This is a genomic window from Bradyrhizobium cenepequi (genome assembly GCF_020329485.1).
Classification (GTDB): Bacteria; Pseudomonadota; Alphaproteobacteria; order Rhizobiales; family Xanthobacteraceae; genus Bradyrhizobium; species Bradyrhizobium cenepequi.
In genome coordinates this window covers 102848-121293 of sequence record NZ_JAGKJI010000002.1, presented here as the reverse complement: position 1 = coordinate 121293, position 18446 = coordinate 102848, and the positions used below count along the sequence as shown (strand labels likewise).

16 protein-coding genes are annotated in these 18446 nt (G+C 63.1%); 5 read left to right on the top strand and 11 right to left on the bottom strand.

What is annotated here, in order from left to right; translation table 11 throughout:
• Positions 1-7: 7 nt before the first annotated feature.
• The 3 genes from J6497_RS03920 to J6497_RS03910 form a co-directional block, all read right to left on the bottom strand.
• Complete coding sequence (locus J6497_RS03920; RefSeq protein WP_225702916.1) at positions 8-496, bottom strand: VOC family protein; 489 nt, start codon at positions 494-496, stop codon at positions 8-10.
• 26 nt (positions 497-522) lie between these two features.
• A complete protein-coding gene (locus tag J6497_RS03915) occupies positions 523-948 on the bottom strand; it encodes a VOC family protein (RefSeq protein ID WP_225702915.1) in 426 nt (141 codons plus the stop codon).
• A 101-nt stretch (positions 949-1049) separates the two neighbouring features.
• Positions 1050-2075, bottom strand: a complete 1026-nt coding sequence (locus J6497_RS03910; RefSeq protein WP_225702914.1) for an alpha/beta hydrolase — start codon at positions 2073-2075, stop codon at positions 1050-1052.
• A 233-nt stretch (positions 2076-2308) separates the two neighbouring features.
• Here J6497_RS03910 and J6497_RS03905 point away from each other — a divergent pair, with 233 nt between their 5' ends.
• A complete protein-coding gene (locus J6497_RS03905; protein WP_225702913.1) occupies positions 2309-3835 on the top strand; it encodes an amidohydrolase family protein in 1527 nt (508 codons plus the stop codon).
• Between the two features lie 325 nt (positions 3836-4160).
• Positions 4161-6875 (top strand): 5'/3'-nucleotidase SurE, encoded by a 2715-nt coding sequence (locus tag J6497_RS03900; protein WP_225702912.1) that lies wholly within the window; start codon positions 4161-4163, stop codon positions 6873-6875.
• A 111-nt stretch (positions 6876-6986) separates the two neighbouring features.
• Here the strand turns inward: J6497_RS03900 and J6497_RS03895 are convergent, their stop codons facing one another.
• From J6497_RS03895 to ggt, 6 genes are all read right to left on the bottom strand, one after another.
• Positions 6987-7484 carry a cupin domain-containing protein gene (locus J6497_RS03895; RefSeq protein WP_225702911.1) on the bottom strand — a complete coding sequence of 166 codons (498 nt, stop codon included), beginning with the start codon at positions 7482-7484 and terminating at the stop codon, positions 6987-6989.
• 140 nt (positions 7485-7624) lie between these two features.
• On the bottom strand, positions 7625-8080 hold the full coding sequence (locus J6497_RS03890; RefSeq protein WP_225702910.1) for an FKBP-type peptidyl-prolyl cis-trans isomerase: 456 nt from the start codon (positions 8078-8080) through the stop codon (positions 7625-7627).
• A 76-nt stretch (positions 8081-8156) separates the two neighbouring features.
• Positions 8157-10448 carry a xanthine dehydrogenase family protein molybdopterin-binding subunit gene (locus J6497_RS03885; protein WP_225702909.1) on the bottom strand — a complete coding sequence of 764 codons (2292 nt, stop codon included), beginning with the start codon at positions 10446-10448 and terminating at the stop codon, positions 8157-8159.
• Positions 10449-10450: 2 nt separating this feature from the next.
• The gene (locus J6497_RS03880; protein WP_225702908.1) at positions 10451-11467 is read right to left on the bottom strand and encodes an FAD binding domain-containing protein; all 1017 of its coding nucleotides are present in this window, start codon (positions 11465-11467) and stop codon (positions 10451-10453) included.
• A 13-nt stretch (positions 11468-11480) separates the two neighbouring features.
• Entirely contained in the window at positions 11481-12101 is a 621-nt protein-coding gene (locus tag J6497_RS03875) for a (2Fe-2S)-binding protein (protein WP_225702907.1), read from the bottom strand.
• 136 nt (positions 12102-12237) lie between these two features.
• Positions 12238-13824 (bottom strand): gamma-glutamyltransferase, encoded by a 1587-nt coding sequence (gene ggt / locus J6497_RS03870; protein WP_225702906.1) that lies wholly within the window; start codon positions 13822-13824, stop codon positions 12238-12240.
• A gap of 186 nt (positions 13825-14010) precedes the next feature.
• On the opposite strand from ggt, the gene trhO reads away from it, so the two are divergent.
• Positions 14011-14760: an oxygen-dependent tRNA uridine(34) hydroxylase TrhO gene (gene trhO, locus J6497_RS03865; RefSeq protein ID WP_225702905.1), complete on the top strand. Its 750-nt coding sequence runs from the start codon at positions 14011-14013 to the stop codon at positions 14758-14760.
• Positions 14753-14968, top strand: a complete 216-nt coding sequence (locus J6497_RS03860; RefSeq protein ID WP_225702904.1) for a SlyX family protein — start codon at positions 14753-14755, stop codon at positions 14966-14968. The genes trhO and J6497_RS03860 overlap by 8 nt, the downstream gene beginning before the upstream one ends.
• Positions 14969-15099: 131 nt before the next feature.
• Here J6497_RS03860 and J6497_RS03855 read toward each other — a convergent pair whose 3' ends face one another.
• Positions 15100-15321 (bottom strand): hypothetical protein, encoded by a 222-nt coding sequence (locus J6497_RS03855; protein WP_225702903.1) that lies wholly within the window; start codon positions 15319-15321, stop codon positions 15100-15102.
• 198 nt (positions 15322-15519) lie between these two features.
• Here J6497_RS03855 and hemE point away from each other — a divergent pair, with 198 nt between their 5' ends.
• Positions 15520-16491 carry a uroporphyrinogen decarboxylase gene (hemE, locus tag J6497_RS03850; RefSeq protein ID WP_376708165.1) on the top strand — a complete coding sequence of 324 codons (972 nt, stop codon included), beginning with the start codon at positions 15520-15522 and terminating at the stop codon, positions 16489-16491.
• A 128-nt stretch (positions 16492-16619) separates the two neighbouring features.
• Here the strand turns inward: hemE and J6497_RS03845 are convergent, their stop codons facing one another.
• On the bottom strand, positions 16620-18233 hold the full coding sequence (locus J6497_RS03845) for a GMC family oxidoreductase (protein ID WP_225702901.1): 1614 nt from the start codon (positions 18231-18233) through the stop codon (positions 16620-16622).
• Positions 18234-18446: the final 213 nt, after the last annotated feature.

The following is an 18446-nucleotide window of genomic DNA, read 5'->3' as shown; positions in this document are numbered from 1 at the left end:
CGCGCTACTACGCCGCCGATTTACCCTCATACGCGCGCCGCAGGGCCTCGATATCCAGCTTGACCATGCCGAGCATGGCCTGCATCGCGCGTGCTGCACCGGCCTTGTCCGGGCCGCCGACATATTTGGGCAGCGCGCTCGGCACGATCTGCCAGGGGACGCCGAAGCGATCCCTCAGCCAGCCGCATTGCTCGGCCTTGCCGCCATTGGCGAGCAGCGCGTCCCACAGCCGATCGACCTCGGCCTGGTCGGCGCAGTCGATCATGAACGAGGCGGCATAGGTGTATTCCATTTTCGCGCCGCCATTGAGCGCGATAAAGCGCTGACCGGCCAATGTGAACTCCACCACCAGCACCGTGCCCGCCTTACCGGCGGGACCGTCGATGATGTTCTTCTGGACTGACTCGATGCGGGAATCCGGCAGCAGCGAGACGTAGAGCTTCGCGGCTTCCTCGGCCTCGCCGTCGAACCACAGGCAAGGGGTAATCCTGGACATGAGAGACTCCTTTATGTGTTCGACAATCAGGCGCCGGCGGTTGCGGCCTTGGTGGCCGCCTCGACATCCATCCACATCACTTCCCAGATGTGACCGTCCGGATCCTCGAAGCTGCGGCCGTACATGAAGCCGAAATCCTGCTTTGGCCCAGGGTCGGCACCGCCGGCCGCACTCTTGGCCTTGCCTACGATATCGTCGACGGCGTCGCGGCTGTCGGCCGAAAGGCAGATCAGGACTTCGCTCATGGTCCTGGCATCGACAATCTTCTTGGGCGTGAACTGCCGGAATTTGTCATGGGTAAGCAGCATGGCGTGGATGGTGTCGGAAAACACCATGCAGGAGGCGGTATCGTCGGAGAATTGCGGGTTCTTGGCGGCGCCGATCGCCTGGTAGAAGGCGGTCGCGCGGGCGAGGTCGCTGACCGGTAGGTTCACGAAGATCAGTTTGGACATCAGGGGGCTCCTTCGCATGGGGTTCGGCCCAAGGACGGATGGGCTGGCGGGAGACCGACAAGGGGGTGAAAAAAATTGTTGGGATGGGAACCCAACCGCCCTTACGTCGCGATCGGCGTCGGCATGGTCAGGAACGACCGGGTCACGTGCCAGAACAATTGCCGGTTGATCGCGAGCACCACGGAATGGGCAGTGCCGGGAAGGATGGCGAACTGGCGATCGCCATTCGGCAGGCGGTTGAAGAACTCCTCGAGATCGGCGACCGTCGCAATGCCGTCATGGTCCCCGCGGATCAGGAGCACCGGGGCCAACACCTTTTCGGGATGCACCACCGGCAGATTGGCGGTCATATCGAGATAGGTCCCGGTCGGGACCTGGTCGCCGAACTGCAATTCCGCATCCGCCAGTGCTTCCATCACGGCCGGGTCGGAGGTGCCCGGCTTGTCACGGGTCGCGATCGAGCGGATCATGTCGCGGTCGCGCTTGCGCATATTGTGCGAGCGGAAATAGTCGAGCTGCTCGGCGCGCTTTGCCAGCGTCGGCGATCCCTCGCCCTTGTAGGTGAAGGCTGCGAACACCAGCCGATCGATGCGCTCGGGCGCCACCATGGCGTAGGCGCCGGCGCGCAGCGCGCCTGAGGACTCGCCGACGAAATGGTATTTCTGCCGGCCGGTCGCACCGGCGATGACCTCGACCGCGGCTTTCAAGTCCTCGACGCCGCTAGCGATATCGGAATTGCCGGAGGTGCGGCCCGACTTGCCGTAATTCTCGTGGTCCATGGTCCAGCAGTCGAAACCATAGCGGGCGAATTCGTTCATCACCGAATATTCGCCCTTGCCGGACACGCTGACGTCGAACACCCGCGAGGTCACCGATGAGCCGTGGACGAAGAACACCACCGGCCGCGACGGCTCGCCGGCCTGCGGCGCGCCGATCCGCTTGCGGTACATCCAAAGCGGAACATCGCCCTTCTTCGCCCAATATTCGCTGCTCCAGATCTCCTGACCCTGCGGTGGAACCACCGTCTCGGCCTGCGCCCGCGGGGCGCCGATCGCGTGGGCGGCAAGACCGGCACCGATGCCCTTGATGACCGTGCGTCGTAGGACCGCCTGTCCGGAACGTGCCATGGCTCGTCTCCCCGCTGGTTTCGGATTCTTTGTCCGATCGCAGGTCAAGAGATTAGCAGCGTTGGCGCGGCGTTGCGAGAGAGCGGGCGCGTTGTGCTCCCCGCGCTGCGAAACTCGGCGCACGATCTTGTGAACGTTGCCGCGGGAAGAAGTCGCGGACGCTCGGCAAGACTGAGCCTAGTCTGCGCCACGGCGAGACCGGACAAAACCCGGCGCAATGCAGGGAGCAATTCATGAGCAGCAATCTCACCGAAGAAGAACTTGCAGCCTTGATGCCGTCGGAACTTTGCCGATATCCGACACCGATCCCGACGCAGATCGTCTCCAGCGACGAGTTCTATCCCGATCCGCAGAACGAACGGCAGCGCGAGGTCGAGGCGCGGCTGCTCACAATGGCCGACGAGCTCGGGGCCAAGCAAGGCATGGACCGCCGCAGATTCTTCCAGACCGCGGCCGGCATGGCGGCCTCGTTCGTGGCGATGAATGAGGTCTATGGACCGCTGTTCGAGGTGAGCAAGGCCGAAGCCGCGACGCCGGCGCTGGCGCAAGAGCGCGCGGATTCGCTGAAAGACCAGTTCATCATGGACATGCACACGCATTTCCTGCGCGACGACACCCGCATCATGGGCTTTGTCGAGATGCGCAAGGCGGTCGGCAAGGCCGGCTGGAACAAGCAGCTCAGCGAGCACGAGCAGACCATCGAGGATCTGAAGTTCAACAACTACAAGAAGGAGATGTTTCTCGACTCTGACACCAAGATCGCGCTGATCTCATCGGCGCCATCAGACATCGAGCAGGACTGGTTCCTGACCAACGAGCAGATGGCGGACGCGCGCAAGAAGATCAACGACGAGGCCGGCACGCGGCGGGTGTTCTGTCACGCGATCTTCACCCCTAGCCAGCCCGGTTGGCTCGACAAGCTCGATGCGGCGCTGGCGCTGGAGCCGGAGTCCTGCAAGGGCTACACGATCGGCGACAACACGCACAAGGAGATCAGCCGCTATCCCTGGCGGATGGACGACGAGAAGGTCACCTACAAGGGCTACGAGAAGATGGTGAAGGCAGGCATCAAGAATGTCTGCGTGCACAAGGGATTGTTCCCGCCGGGCATCGAGAAGCAATATCCGAACCTGCGCGGCTTCGCCGACGTCGCCGATGTCGGGCAAGCTGCGAAGGATTGGCCGCAGCTCAACTTCGTGATCTATCACTCCGCCTATCGCCACGTCGGCGGCGACCCCAAGGTGGCGCTCGCCGAGTTCGAGCGCACCGGGCGCATCGCCTGGACAAGCGACCTCGCCGACATTCCCGCGCAGTATGGCGTCAACAATGTCTATGGCGATGTCGGGCAATTGTTTGCCACCACGCTGGTGGCGGAGCCGAATGTCTGCGCCGCGCTGATGGGCACGCTGATCAAGGGGCTCGGTGTCGACCACGTCTGCTGGGGCACGGACGCACTCTGGACCGGCGCGCCGCAATGGCAGATCGAGGGCTTGCGGAGGCTCGAAATTCCCGAGACGATGCAGAAGAAATTCGGTTATGCGCCGCTTGGTCCTGCAGATGGCCCGGTGAAGCGCGCCATATTCGGCGACAATAATGCCCGGCTCTACAACATCCAGCCCAAGCGCGCCATGCTGGAACTGAAAGGCGACCGCTTCGCGATGATGAAAGCCGAGTACGAGAAGACCGGGCCGGAGCCGTCGAATACGCGGTACGGCTATGTGGTGCCGAACGGGAACATCGATCACCGCGTGTTTGCGTAAATCCCACCGTCATTGCGAGCGCAAGCGAAGCAATCCATGTCGCCCTTGCGGAGGCATGGATTGCTTCGTCGTTGCGCCTCGCAATGACAGAAATTGCGGCGCGAGATTCCCGGTCCTCGCTTCGCGAGGCTCAATTCGCGCAACTAAATCCTTTGCATATTGGAAGCATTCCAGAGGGTTAGCGCTTCGTCACTTGCGCGTCATTTCCATGTAACGGCGCCGGGCCAACTTTCGCTCTCCGCAGCTGTCTCTTAGTCGCTAGCAGCGACGGTCAGTGCGGAGATCGCGATCGGCTGCTCCAATCATCAACAACGTGGAGGACGAAATGGCGTCAGGTTCCCTGAACATTATCCTTACCAACGATGACGGCTACAACGCGCCCGGCATTACCACGCTTTACAACGCGCTCGTGGCTGCTGGATTCAATGTTCACATCGTGGCTCCCGCAGTCAACCAGAGCGCACAAGGCAGTTCGCTCGGCGGCGCGGCGGCGCTTGATAACCCGATCGACATCACGGAATTCTCGCCCGGGAACTATTTTGTCGACGGCAAGCCGGCGACGTCGACGCTGACAGCGCTCAACGATCTCTTTGCTGGCGAGGCTCCCGACCTCGTCATTTCGGGAACCAACCGAGGCGACAATATCGGGCAAAGCGAAAATATTTCCGGCACGGTGAATGGTGCGGTTCAGGCTCTTTTCGAAGGCGTACCCGCGATTGCGGTTTCGACCGCATCGTTCAATGGCAGCTATGACACCGGCTTTGCCAACTCCGCGAATTTCATGGTCAACTTCCTGCAGGAGCTGCAGCAGGAGCAGACTCCAGGCCAGCCGCTTCTCCCGCCCGGCGAAGGGCTGACAATCAATGTTCCCGGCGATCCGTCGCTGGCCGGCGTCACGATTACGACGATCACGCCGGAATCGAGCGCCGCGTTCCCCTACGCTGAGACCTCGCCCGGTACATTCGCCGAAGGGTTCGTGCCGAACACCTCGCCCTCCGGCAGCCCTACCTCCGAAGCTTCGCAATTCCTGACCAATCACATCACCATTTCGCCGATCGACGGCAATTGGGGGGCGACCGAGGCTGTCCGCGACACGCTGGCAGTACGGCTCGGTTCGACGCTCACCACGCCGGCGGACGCGCCAACCCCTCTGAATATCGTGCTGATCGACGAAGACGGCTATGGCTCCCCCGGAATCACGGCAACTCGTGATTCACTACTGGCCGCCGGATACAACGTCACCGTGCTTGCGCCGGCGTCCGATCAAAGCGGTGTTGGTTCCGCCTTGTTCCTTGATCCGATTACAGTCACACAATACGACGCACAAAGCTATTCAACCGATAATGGCACTCCGGCAAGTCTGGTCGCGCTCGCGCTCGATCCGGAAGGTCTGTTCAATGGAGCGAGGCCGGACCTGATCGTGGTCGGCGCCGACCAGGGCAACGCCGTCGGCATCGAAAATGCAAACCACTCGGCTACCCTTGCCGGAGCGGTAACCGCCTTGTTCAACTACGGCGTTCCGAGCATCGCGCTCACGTCGGCAAGCGGCGCAGCCGCCGATCTGGCGACGAGCGCCAACTTCCTGACCAGCCTGATCGCGAACCTGCAACTGACGCAAGGCGCATCTCCGTCACTGCTGCCTGAAGGCACCGGTCTGAGCATCAACGTGCCGGTGGGCGCCACTGTTGGCGACTTCGCCTTCACGAATATCGATGCGGGCACCGATGCGAACCTCAGCGTGCTCGGCAACGATAATTTTGCACATTACTCGTATGGCGCGCCGGTGTCCGGCTCGGATCCGCATTCGGAGGGCGACGCGTTCAATGCCGGCAAGATCACGGTCAGCCCGATTGATGGAAGCTTCGCGGTTCGCGACAGCGACACTTACGACGCGCTCGCCGCGCTGATCGGCACGACCTACGGCAATCCGAACGATGCGCCACACACCGCGGGCGATCTGGCGATCGCTCTCAACGAGGGCGGCTCGGTCGTGCTGACGACCGCCGACCTGACCGAAGCCGATCCCGACAGCTCAGGCGCCGCGCTGAACTATAAGGTGACGGCGACCAGCCACGGCCAGGTGCTCGTGGATGGCGTGGCGGCCGCAAGTTTTAGCCAGGTCCAGCTCGAGGCCGGCCAGGTCAGCTTTCACCAGGACGGCAGCGAATCGACCACGGCAGGCTTTACGGTCAGTCTCGCCGACGGCAGCGGCCTGACTGCTGCAGCCACGGTGAATGCGGCCATTACCCTGCTCGACGATGCGCCGGTCTTCTCGTCTCCATCGTCGGTGTCGGTCGCGGAGAATCTTAGATTCGTCGAGACTGTGACGGCGACCGATCCTGAGAACGACGCGTTCGTGTTCTCGGTTACGGGCGGCAGCGACCGAGATTTGTTTGCAATCGACCCGCATACCGGCGCACTCAGCTTCTTGAAAATGCCCGATTTCGAAACGTCAAAGGACAGCGATGGTGACAACGTCTACGAGGTCCTGGTGGCAGCGACCGATGCACAAGGCGCCGTCTCCGAACAGGCGATCAGCGTTGCGGTAACCAATGTCGCCGAGCCAGGCAAGACGATCAATGGTACCGGCAAGAAGGATTGGCTCGCGGGCACGACAGGCAATGACACCATCAACGGCCGCGATGGCGCCGACACGATCGCCGCCGGCGACGGCAACGATCATGTGTGGGGAGGCAAAGGAAAGGACATGCTGCTGGGCGGCAATGGCAATGATTATCTCAAGGGCGGCGACGGCAGCGACGTGCTGAACGGTGGTGCCGGCAACGACATCATGTGGGGCAGCGCCGGACACGATACCTTCGTCTTCAACGGCGACTTCGGACATGATCGCGTGTCCGATTTCACCCACCAGGATGCGATCTCCTTCGACCACAGCGTGTTCAATAGTTTCCAAGACGTGATGGCGGCGGCGCATCGGGCCGGCCACGACACGGTGATCGAGGTCGACGCCTCGACCACCCTCACGCTGGAGCACGTCTTGCCCAGTCAACTCCACGCGAGCGACTTCTTGTTCACCTGACAAGACCTCCGACCGCCGGAGGCTGGGGCCGGTGCCGAGCGCGCCGGCCCCTTCGCGTGGACGAGGAAGGACCGGAACCTGCTGCGTATTCGACGCGGGGACGGAACGACCTTATTTCTTCTCCGCGGGATCGCGGTGCACGGGATCGACCCACAGCACCGTCTCCGGTTTCTCTACCGGCTCGATGTCGAGATTGATCGCGACCGCCTCGCCGTCGCTGCGGACCAGCACGCATTCGAGCACTTCGTCCGGGCTGGCGTTGATCTCCTGGTGCGGCACATAGGGTGGCACGAAGATGAAATCGCCGGGGCCGGCTTCGGCCGTGAATTGCAGATGCTCGCCCCAGCGCATGCGCGCCTTGCCCTTCACGACATAGATGATGCTTTCGAGGTGACCGTGATGGTGCGCGCCGGTCTTGGCGTCCGGCTTGATGGTCACGGTGCCCGCCCAAAGTTTTTGCGCGCCGACGCGGGCAAAGTTGATTGCGGCCTTACGGTCCATGCCCGCCGTCGACGGCACGTTCGGATCGAGCTGGTTGCCGGGAATGATGCGGACGCCGTCGTGCTTCCAGCGTTCGTCGTGATCGTGGGAATGGGAGTGCTCGTGCATGGCGGTGATCTCCGCTGTCTTCCAAAAAAAAATCTCGTAGCGAACGCTACCGAAAACCGTGACTACCCGCCAGTTGGAACAGCGTTCGCCTTACCGTCATGGCCGGACTTGCCCGGCCATGACGAAGAGAGAACCGGGTCCTACTTCACGGCCAACAATTCGACGTCGAACATCAGCGTCGCATTCGGCGGGATCACGCCGCCGGCGCCGCGCGCGCCATAGCCGAGATTGGGCGGGATGATGAGGGTGCGCTTGCCGCCGACCTTCATCGTGGCGACGCCCTCGTCCCAGCCGGTGATCACCTTGCGCTGGCCGATCGGAAATTCGAATGGCTCGTTGCGATCCACCGACGAGTCGAATTTCTTGCCCTTCTGGCCGTTCTCGTAAAGCCAGCCGGTGTAATGCATGACGCAGATCTGCCCGGGTTTCGGAGAAGGACCAGTGCCGACCACGCTGTCGGTGATTTGCAATCCTGAAGGTGTCGTCACGGTTTTTCCTGCTGGTTGGGCCGATGCCATTTTCGACATGGCAGGAATGGAGATCGCGGCCACGACGGCAGCGATGATCTTGACGATGGTGCGTCGTGTGGAGCGCATCGCAACTACCTTATTAGCTAGGACGGGGACGTCTCTAGCGCAAGGCAGGCGATTTCCCTAGCGCTTTTTCAGAACGCTATGCTTCGATCTTCTCCAATCGCACCGGCAATGTCCTGATGCGCTGACCGGTGGCATGGAAGATCGCGTTGCTCAGGGCCGCATTGGTGCCGACATTGCCGAGCTCGCCGAGCCCCTTTACGCCGGCCGGATTGATGTGCGCGTCGTCCTCCGACAGCAGGATCACGTCGACCTGAGGAATATCTGCGTTCACCGGGACGAGATAATCGGCGAGATTGTCGTTGACGTAGCGCGCATAGCGCTCGTCGAGCTCGGTCGCCTCATGCAGCGCCGAGGCCACGCCCCAGATCAGGCCGCCCATCAACTGGCTGCGCGCGGTACGCGGGTTCATGATGTGGCCGGCGGCAAAGGCGCCGAGCACGCGCGGCACCCGGACCTCATGCGTGAAGCGGTTGACGCGCACTTCGACGAAGTCGGCGCCAAAGGCATAGGCGATCCTGCCGCTGAAGTCGGGACCACCGACAATGCGCACCAGGCCGCTATGCATCGCGCGGAACGAATCCTGCGGCGCGCCCTCTGGCTTCCACTCGCCATACTCCTCGATGACGTTGACGCCGAGCGCATCGAAAGCCTTCTCGCGATCGAGCGGCTGGTCGCTGCGCGCGGCCCTGCCTGATGGCGTCTGGCCGACGCCGACAGTCTCCTTGGCCTTGTCGGAAAGGCTTTCGTTCGGCATCAGCGCCTTGAACAGCCGCTGCCTGACCTGGTCGCACACCATCATCACAGTCGAGCAGGTGCTCGCGGTCGAATTCGAGCCGCCGGCCACCGGCGCGGGCGGCAGATCGCTGTCGCCGATCACGACTGTGACCTTCTCGACGGGAACGTCGAGCCTCGTAGCGGCCGCCTGCGCGATGACGGTGTAGGCGCCGGTGCCGAGCTCGTGACCGGCAATCTCGACGCGCGCGCGACCATCATGCCGCAGCCGAACGCGGGCCGCGGCCGGCGCCATCTGGGTCGGATAGCAGGTGGTAGCGCAGCCATAGCCGATCAGCCAGTCGCCGTCAGACATCGATCTCGGCTGACGGTTGCGCTGAGCCCAGCCGAACGCCTTGGCACCCTCATCGAAACAGGCCATCAACGAGCGCGACGTGTAGGGCTTGCCGCCGATCGGCTCCCGGGTGGTGTCATTGACTCGCCGCAGCTCGATCGGATCCATCTTCAACTGATGCGCCAATTCATCCATCGCGCTTTCCAGCGCGAACATATAGGGCACTTCCGGCGGCGAGCGCATAAAGCCGGGGGTGTTGCGGTCGGCGCGCACGATCCATACCGCGCTGTCGACATTGGGGCAGTCGTACATCCGCGTCGTGGTCCTGGTGCCGCCGACGCAGTAGGCGTCCGCGCGCGAGGAGATTTCCCATCCCTCGTGCCTCAGCGCGGTGAGCTTGCCGTCGCGGCGTGCGCCGAGGTCGACGCGATGGCGCGTCTCAGCGCGATAGGTCGATACGTTGAAACCCTGGTCGCGGGTGGCGACGAGCTTCACAGGCCGGCGCAATCGGCGGGAAATACTGGCGATGATCGCGGTGCGCGGTGTCATCGAGCCCTTGGAGCCGAAGGCGCCGCCGACATAAGGATTGATCACACGCACCTGGTCAGGATCGATCCCAAGCTGCGTGGCAACGCCGTTCTTCAAGCCGTAGACGAACTGGCTCGGTTCGTAGATGGTCAGGCTGTCGCCATTCCATGCGACGCTCGTGGTGAACAGCTCCATCGGGTTATGGTGCTGCGGCGGCGTTTCGTACTCGGCGGTGATCTTCACCTCCGCCTCCTCGAACGCCGTGTTGAAATCGCCGACCTTGGGGTCGTCCTTGAACCTCTTAACCTGGCCCTTGGCGCGAGCCGCTATCGTGCCGGCCGAATGAAAGCTCGTGGTCGGCGTTGCCGCCGTGTAGCTCACCTTGACCCGATGCGCGGCCTCGCGAGCCGCCTCATACGTGTCCGCGAGCACGACCGCGATGATCTGGCCCTCCTCGGCGATCTCGGCGGTTCGCAGCGGCTGATTGGTCGTAGATGCATAGCCGCCATCGCTGAAGAACTTTGCGGGCTCAAGCCGCTCCGCATTCTCATGCGTCACGATGTCGACGACACCGCGCACCTTCTGCGCTTCCGATAGATCGAAGCTGTCGATGCGGCCCTTCGCGATCGCACTGGTGACGAGATAGGCATAGGCCGGATCGCGGAGCGGCATGTCCGAGGCATATTGCGCCCTCCCCGTCACCTTAGCGACGGCGTCATAGCGCGGGATTGGCTGGCCCATATTGGCCTTGGGAGCGGGAGCGGCTGTCGTCATGGTCAGATCTCCATGGTCACGGCCTGATGCAGCGCGCGGGCGACGACGCGCTTGCCGAGCGCGATCTTGAATTCATTGTGGCTGCGCGCGGACGCGCCTTCGAAAGCGATCTCAGCCACGCGCTCGGCCAGGGCATCATCGAACTTCTGGCCCTTGAGCTCCGCTTCGGCGCCACGCGCCCGCCACGGCAGCGTTGCGACACCGCCAAGCGCGACACGCGCATCCCGTACCGTGCCGTCCTCCACATCGAGTGCAATCGCAGCCGATGCGAGTGCGAACTCGTAGGATTGGCGGTCACGTACCTTGAGATAAGCCGAGCGCGGCCAACGGCCCCGGATGGTGAAGCCGGAGATCAGTTCACCCGGCGCAAGCGTGGTCTCGAGCTGCGGCGTGTCGCCCGGCGCCTTGTGCAGCTCTGCGAAGGGAATGGTCCGCGTGCCCGCCCTGCCGGTGATGTCGACGCTCGCATCGAGCGCGATCAGGGCTTGCGCGAAATCGCCGGGATAGGTCGCGATACACTTGTCAGAGGTGCCGAGCACCGCGTGCGTACGGTTGAAGCCGTCCATCGCGGCGCAGCCGGAGCCGGGATTGCGCTTGTTGCAGGCCTCGTAGCTGATGTCGCGGAAATAGGTGCAGCGGGTCCGCTGCAGCACGTTGCCGCCGAGGGTCGCCATGTTGCGAAGTTGCGCGCTCGCGGCAAACTTCAGCGAGTCGGCGACGACGGGATAGTTCTGCTGGATCTCTGGATTGGCCGCGACGTCGGCCATCCGCGCCATCGCGCCGAGGCGTAGATTGCCATTTTCGAGACTGACGGTAGCCCAGGCCGGCGACAGCGGATTGATGTCGACGATCGCGCGCGGGCGCATCACGTCGAGCTTCATCAAGTCGAGCAGCGTGGTGCCGCCGGCGAGCGGCTGGATTTCAGCTTCGGTCAGCGGATTGTTGCCGGCGCTTGCCGCAGCGAGCGCCTGGATTGCCGCGGCGGGATCGGCGGCTCTTTGATAGGCAAAGGATCGCATGGTCCGCTCCTTGCTAGCCGGAGAGGATTTCGGGCGCGGCCTGCTTCACCGCAGCCACGATGTTCGGATAGGCGGCGCAGCGGCAGATGTTGCCGCTCATATATTCGCGGATGTCCTCGTCGCTGTTGGCATGGCCCTCCTTCACGCAGGCGATCGCAGACATGATCTGGCCTGGCGTGCAGTAGCCGCACTGGAAGGCATCCTGGTCGATGAAGGCCTGCTGCATCGGATGCAGCCGCACGCCGTTGGAAAGACCTTCGATCGTGGTGATCTCGTGATCCTGCGCCGACAGCGCGAGCGTCAGGCACGACAGCACGCGACGGCCCTCGATCAGCACGGTGCAGGCGCCGCACTGGCCGTGGTCGCAGCCCTTCTTGCTGCCGGTCAGCCCGATATGCTCGCGCAGCGCGTCGAGCACGGTGGTGCGCGCGTCGATGTTGAGGGAGTTGTCGTGGCCGTTGACGCGCAGCGTCACGGGGACGGGAAGCGTGGGATCCTGCGTCGAAGGGATCGTGGTTGTCGTCGGTCCGGCCGCGCGTGCCGCCAGCGGAAACATCGCGCCACCGGCAGCTCCCGCAAGGAACGAACGCCGATTGAAGGAGGAAGGTGATTGCGGATTTGTCTTGTCATCCATGACGGCCTCCGCTGCGAACGAAATGCGGCGCACGCCTGCGCCTCACCGCCCTAACAAAGGCAGTGAGGCGTTGTTCCGGAGATGACAAAGCACAGCGCTGTGAGGTCGCGCCGGTTCCAGGATTGCGAAGAGGCGATCAATAACCGAGCACGCAGCCATCCTTGCGCGGATCGGAACCGCCAGTCAGCGTGCCCTTGTCCCAATCGATCCAGATCGCCTGCCCGCCGCCGAGCGGCGCAACCACGCTGGTGGTCTTGTGCCCGATCTTCTTCAAACCTTCGACGATCGCGGCCGGCACGCTGTCCTCGAGCTGGTAGACGCCTTCGTAATGCAGGCCGCGCGGCATATCGATCGCTTCCTGCACGTCGCAGCCATAGTCGAGGATGTTGGTCAGCACATGGGTCTGGCCGACCGGCTGATACTGCCCGCCCATCACGCCGAACGGCATGATGGCACGGCCATTCTTCGTCGCAAGGCTTGGGATGATCGTATGCAAGGGACGCTTGCCCGGCGCGATGCAGTTGGGATGGCCCGGCTGGATGCGGAAGCCGCCGGCGCGGTTCTGCAGGAGGATGCCGGTCTTGTTGGAGACGATCGCCGAGCCGAAGGAGTGCGCGATCGAGTTGATGAAGGAGCAGACGTTGCGGTCCTTGTCGACCACGGTGATGTAGACCGTGGATGGATTCATCGGCGGCGCGACGTTGGGCAGCTCGAGCAGCCGGTCCATCCGGATGTCCTTGATGTATTCGTCGGCGAATTCCTTGGCCAGGATGCCGGCGACGTCGACATGAACGTGCTGGGGGTCGGCGATGTGCTGCTCGCGCATCATGTACGCGATGCGCGCGGCTTCCGCCTCGAGATGGAAGCGCTCGACGCTGAGCGCGGGGAACTTTGTCAGATCGAAGCGCGAGAGGATGTTGAGCATCACCAGCATGGTGATGCCCGGGCCATTCGGCGGGCACTGCCAGACGTCATGGCCCTTGTAGATGGTGCCGATCGGCGCGGTGACATCGGTCGAATGGTCAGCAAAATCGTCCAGCGTGTGCAGGCCGCCGATGCCGCGCAGCGTCTCGACCATGTCCTCGGCAATCTCACCGGTGTAGAAAGCCTTCGGACCATCTTTCGCGATCGCGCGCAGCGTCTTGCCGAGCTCGGGCTGGCGGATCACGTCGCCGGCGACGGCGGGCTTGCCGTGCGGCAGCAGATAGCGCTCGGTGTTGGTGCCGTTCTTCAGTTTCTCGAATTGGTTCTTCCAGTCGAAGGCGATGCGGGGCGCGACGATATAGCCCTCTTCCGCGGCCTTGATCGCCGGTTGCAGCAACTTGTCGAGGCCGAACCTGCCGTGGTCGTTGAGGAGCGTCTGCCAGGCGTCGACGGCGCCGGGAATGCTCACGGCATGCGCCGAGGTGAGCGGCACCGAATGGATCTTGCGCTCGAGATACCATTCGCAGGTCGCTGCCATCGGCGCGCGGCCCGAGCCGTTATAGGCCGTGATCTTGCCCTCGCCTCGCGGCTGCACCAGCGCAAAGCAGTCGCCGCCGATACCGGTCGATTGCGGCTCGATCACCGCGAGCAGCGCTGACGCGGCGATCGCCGCGTCCACTGCCGTGCCGCCCTCGCGCATCACATCGACCGCCACCAGCGCAGCCTGCGGGTGCGACGTCGCCACCATTCCGTTCAGGGAGTGGACCGTGGAGCGGCCAGCAAAATGGAAGTTTCTCATTAGAAGTTTCTCATTAAAGGTAGCTCGCTTGGTTGTTCTGCTTCATGGAGTTCCCGGCGGGGCGGGAGCTACATGGCATATTCGTGTCGTTGTCGGCAATGGCTGGCATGCCAGAGCTGCGTTGCACCGGGAAATCCGCCTCCCCAAAGGGTTTTCGCTGGCGCAGCCGCCTGATAAACCCGCGTCATGCCGCTGAAAATCGCCGCCTTTTACCAATTCGCCAGCCTGCCCGAATACCGGGAGCTGCGGGACCCCTTGCGCACAATCTGCGCGGGTCCTGGGTTGAAGGGCAGCATCCTGCTGGCGAGCGAGGGCGTCAATGGCACGATCGCCGGACCCGCCGAGGCGATCAACGACTTTGTCGTGGAGCTGCAGCACGGCGCGCTGTTCGGTGGCCGGCTCGACAGGCTGGAGCTGAAATTCTCCGAAGCCGCCGCGATGCCGTTCCAGCGGCTGAAGGTGCGGCTGAAGAAGGAGATCGTCACGCTCGGCGATGCATCCGTCGATCCGACGCGGCAAGTCGGGATCTATGTCGATCCGGCCGAGTGGAACGCGCTGATCGCCGATCCCGACACGCTTGTGATCGACACCCGCAACGCCTTCGAGGTCGCCATGGGCACGTTCGAGGGTGCGCTCGATCCCGGCATCAGGAGTTTCGGGCAGTTCAAGGAATTTGCCGCGCATGAACTTGATCCGGCAAGACACAAAAAGATCGCGATGTTCTGCACCGGCGGCATCCGTTGCGAGAAGGCGAGCAGCTTTTTGCTCGCACGCGGCTTCGGCGAGGTCTACCACCTCAAGGGCGGCATCCTCAAATATCTCGAGGAGATGCCGGAGCAAGTGAGCCGCTGGCGCGGCGAATGTTTCGTATTCGACGAACGGGTCGCGCTCGGCCACGGTTTGCGCGAGCGCCAGGAAGCAAACGCCGATGAGTGATGCGAAGATACTTGCCGAGCGCATCGATGCGCTGGAGATGCGGATCGCCTATCAGGACGATACGATCGAGACGCTGAACGAGACCATCACCGCGCAATGGAAGCAGATCGATGCGCTGACGCGGCAGATGGAGGAATTGCGCGAGAGGTTGCAGGAAGCCGAGAGCAATGCGGCCGCCCCGATCAACGAGCGGCCGCCGCATTATTGAAGGATCGCCGTCGTCCCGGCCTTGAGCCGGGACCCATAACCACCGGTGTTCAAAAAAAGCTCGGGACTTAGTTCCGAGCTCAATACCAAATCCTGTGGTTATGGGTCCTCGCTTTCGCGAGGACCGCAGAGTCAGCGGAACACCGCTTTCACCTTTTCCCAAAGCGATGGGTCTTCCTGCTCACCCTTGTCCTTGGTCGGCGAGGGCTGTGCGACGCTCACGGGGTCGGAAGCCGGGAAGGTGTGCTCCAGGCCGGCTTCGAGCTTCTCATGGGTCTCGCGGTCGGCGGCGAGCGCCTCGCGCGGGTCGTCGGCATGCTTATCGTGCGGCGCCGGATTGAATTTCTCAGCCATGGCTCCCTCCATTTACGCCAAACCAACGCCGCCCGCGGCACGGCGGTTCCAGATCAGCCTTGGCCGGAAGCGGCGCGCCGTGTATCAGGAGCATCAAATGTCAGTCGATCCCAGTAGGAACCTTTCTTGTCCCAGGATTCATCCAAGCCGCTCCTTGATGTGCTTGCCGGCAAGCGCCAGCCGATCCCGCCGATCTGGATGATGCGGCAGGCCGGCCGCTATCTGCCCGAATATCGCGAATTGCGGGCCAAGGCCGGCAGCTTCCTCGACTTGTGCTTCACGCCGGACTATGCCGCCGAAGTCACGCTGCAGCCGATCCGCCGCTTCAACTTCGATGCAGCCATCATCTTCTCCGACATCCTCGTCATTCCCTATGCGCTCGGACGCTCGGTGCGGTTCGAGGCCGGCGAGGGGCCGCGGCTCGATCCGCTCGATACGCCGGAAAAAGTGAAGACGCTTGCCGCGCAGGCGGACTTTGCGAAGCTCGAGCCGGTCTATGAAGCGTTGCGTCGCGTGCGGCGCGAGCTTGACGACAAAATCGCGCTGATCGGCTTCTGCGGCGCGCCGTGGACGGTCGCGACCTATATGGTCGCGGGCCAGGGCACACCCGATCAGGCGCCGGCGCGGATGATGGCCTATCGGCATCCGGAGGCATTCGCCGCCATCATCGATGTGCTGGTGGAGAATTCGATTCACTATCTCGTCGGTCAGTTGAAAGCCGGTGCCGACTGCCTGCAGTTGTTCGACACCTGGGCCGGCGTGTTGCCGCCGCGCGAATTCGAGCGCTGGTCGATCGAGCCGGCGCGCCGCATCGTCGAGGGCGTGCGCAAAGAGGCGCCGGACGCCAAGATCATCGGCTTTCCCCGTGGCGCTGCCGGCATGCTTCCCTCCTATGTGGAAGCAACCGGCGTGAACGCCGTCAGCATCGACTGGACTGCGGAGCCTGCGATGATCCGCGAGCGCGTGCAGAGCCGCGTCGCGGTGCAGGGCAATCTCGATCCGCTCGCGCTGATCACCGGAGGCGACGCGCTCGATCGCGCAGTCGATGATGTGCTGGCGAATTACGGAAAGGGCCGGCTGATCTTCAATCTCGGCCATGGCATCCAGCCAGAGACGCCGATCGCCCATGTCGAACAGATGGTGCAGCGGGTGCGGGCGTTCAAATCCTGACCGTCATGCCCCGCGAAGGCGCATCCAGTAACCACCGGCACTCATCGGAACCGAGAGGCTAGCGCTTACTGGATCGTCCGCCTTCGCGGATGATGACAGCGGTGTTTATGGACGCGTCAGCGCACCAGCTAGCGCGCATCCTCCAAGATCATATCGGACGCCTTCTCCGCGATCATGATCGTCGGCGCATTGGTATTGCCCGACATCAGATCGGGCATGATCGAGGCATCGACCACGCGCAGACCTTCGATGCCGCGCACCTTGAGCCGCTGGTCGACGACGGCTGACGCATCATTGCCCATCCGGCAGGTCGAGGTCGGGTGATAGACGGTTGAGCCGGTGCGGCGGCAGAAATCGAGCAGGTCCTCGTCGCTCATCGTCTTCGGGCCCGGCTCGATCTCTTCCGCGCAATAGGCCTTCAGCGCCGGTGCCGCGAGGATCTTGCGCAGGATGCGGATGCCGTCGATGAAGGCGCGGCGGTCGGTCTCAGTAGAAAAATAATTGATGCGGATCTCCGGAGGCACGGAAGCGTCCGCGCTCTTGATGCGGAGCGAGCCGCGGCTTTCGGGGCGGAGCTGGCAGACGGAGGCGGTGAAGCCCGAGAAGGTGTGCAGGTTCTCGCCCATCTTGTCGGTCGAGAACGGGATGAAGTGGATCTGGATGTCCGGCGTCGCCAGTCGCGGATCGGTCTTGAAGAACGCGCCGGAAGTGCCGCCGGCGATCGTCAGCGGTCCGCGCCGTAAGGCCGCATAATACGCGCCGGCCCAGAATCGGCGCAGCGGGTGATTGACGACGTCGTTGAGCGTGACGCGCTGCAGGCAGCGCGTGATCAGCCGCACCTGGAGATGATCCTGCAGATCATTGCCGACGCCGGGCTGATCGAGCACGACCTCGATCCCATGCTTCTTCAACAGTTCCGCCGGTCCGACCCCGGAGAGCTGCAGCAATTGCGGTGAGTTGTAGGCGCCGCTTGAGAGGACGATCTCGCGCCGCGCACGCGCCGTGCGAACACGTCCCTCCTGCTTGAATTCGACCGCACGAGCGCGGCGGCCTTCGAAGACGATGCGCTGCGCCAGCGCCGAGGTCTCGACATGCAGATGGCTGCGCTTCATCGCCGAACGCAGATAGGAGAATGCGCTGCTGGCGCGGCGGCCGCGTCGCGTCGTGGTCTGGAAGAAACCGGCGCCTTCCTGCTTCGCACCATTGAAATCAGGGTTGGTGGGAATGCCGACCTCGGCCGCCGCCTTCACGAAGGCCTCCGACAGCGGATCGAGATGCCGCCAGTCCGACACCGGCAGCGGACCGCCCGTCCCGTGATAATTGTCCGCGCCGCGCTGCTGGTCTTCCGCCCGCTTGAAATAGGGCAGCACGTCGTCATAACCCCAGCCAGCGTTACCGCGCTGGCGCCAGCGGTCGTAATCCTCGTGCTGGCCGCGCACATAGAGCAGACCGTTGATCGAGCTCGAACCGCCCAGCACCTTTCCGCGCGGCTGAAATACCTGCCGCCCGTGCAGTTCCGGCTCGGGCTCGGTCTGGTACATCCAATTGACGGTCTTTTCCTTGAACAGCTTGCCATAGCCGAGTGGCACGTGGATCCAGATGTTGGTATCCTTGGGCCCCGCCTCGAGCAGCAGCACCGAATTCTTGCCATCGGCGCTCAAGCGATTGGCGAGCACGCAACCGGCGGAGCCGGCACCCACGATGACGTAATCGAATTCCAGGCTGTCGTTGTTATTGTTCATTTTGTTTCCCCCAGTTGTTTTCTGTGGTCGTACAGACAAAGCCACAATTTGAAAAGATTTATCGTCATGCGCCTGGGCCCGAGGAGCCTGACTATGACGCTCAGTTGGCCACTCGGTCGTCATCACCACGCCCCATTGCTGGCAGGCGCATTTGTATCGATTTGTTAGCAATGCATGCGAACGGGGCCATCACAACGCCTTGTTGCGATCTCC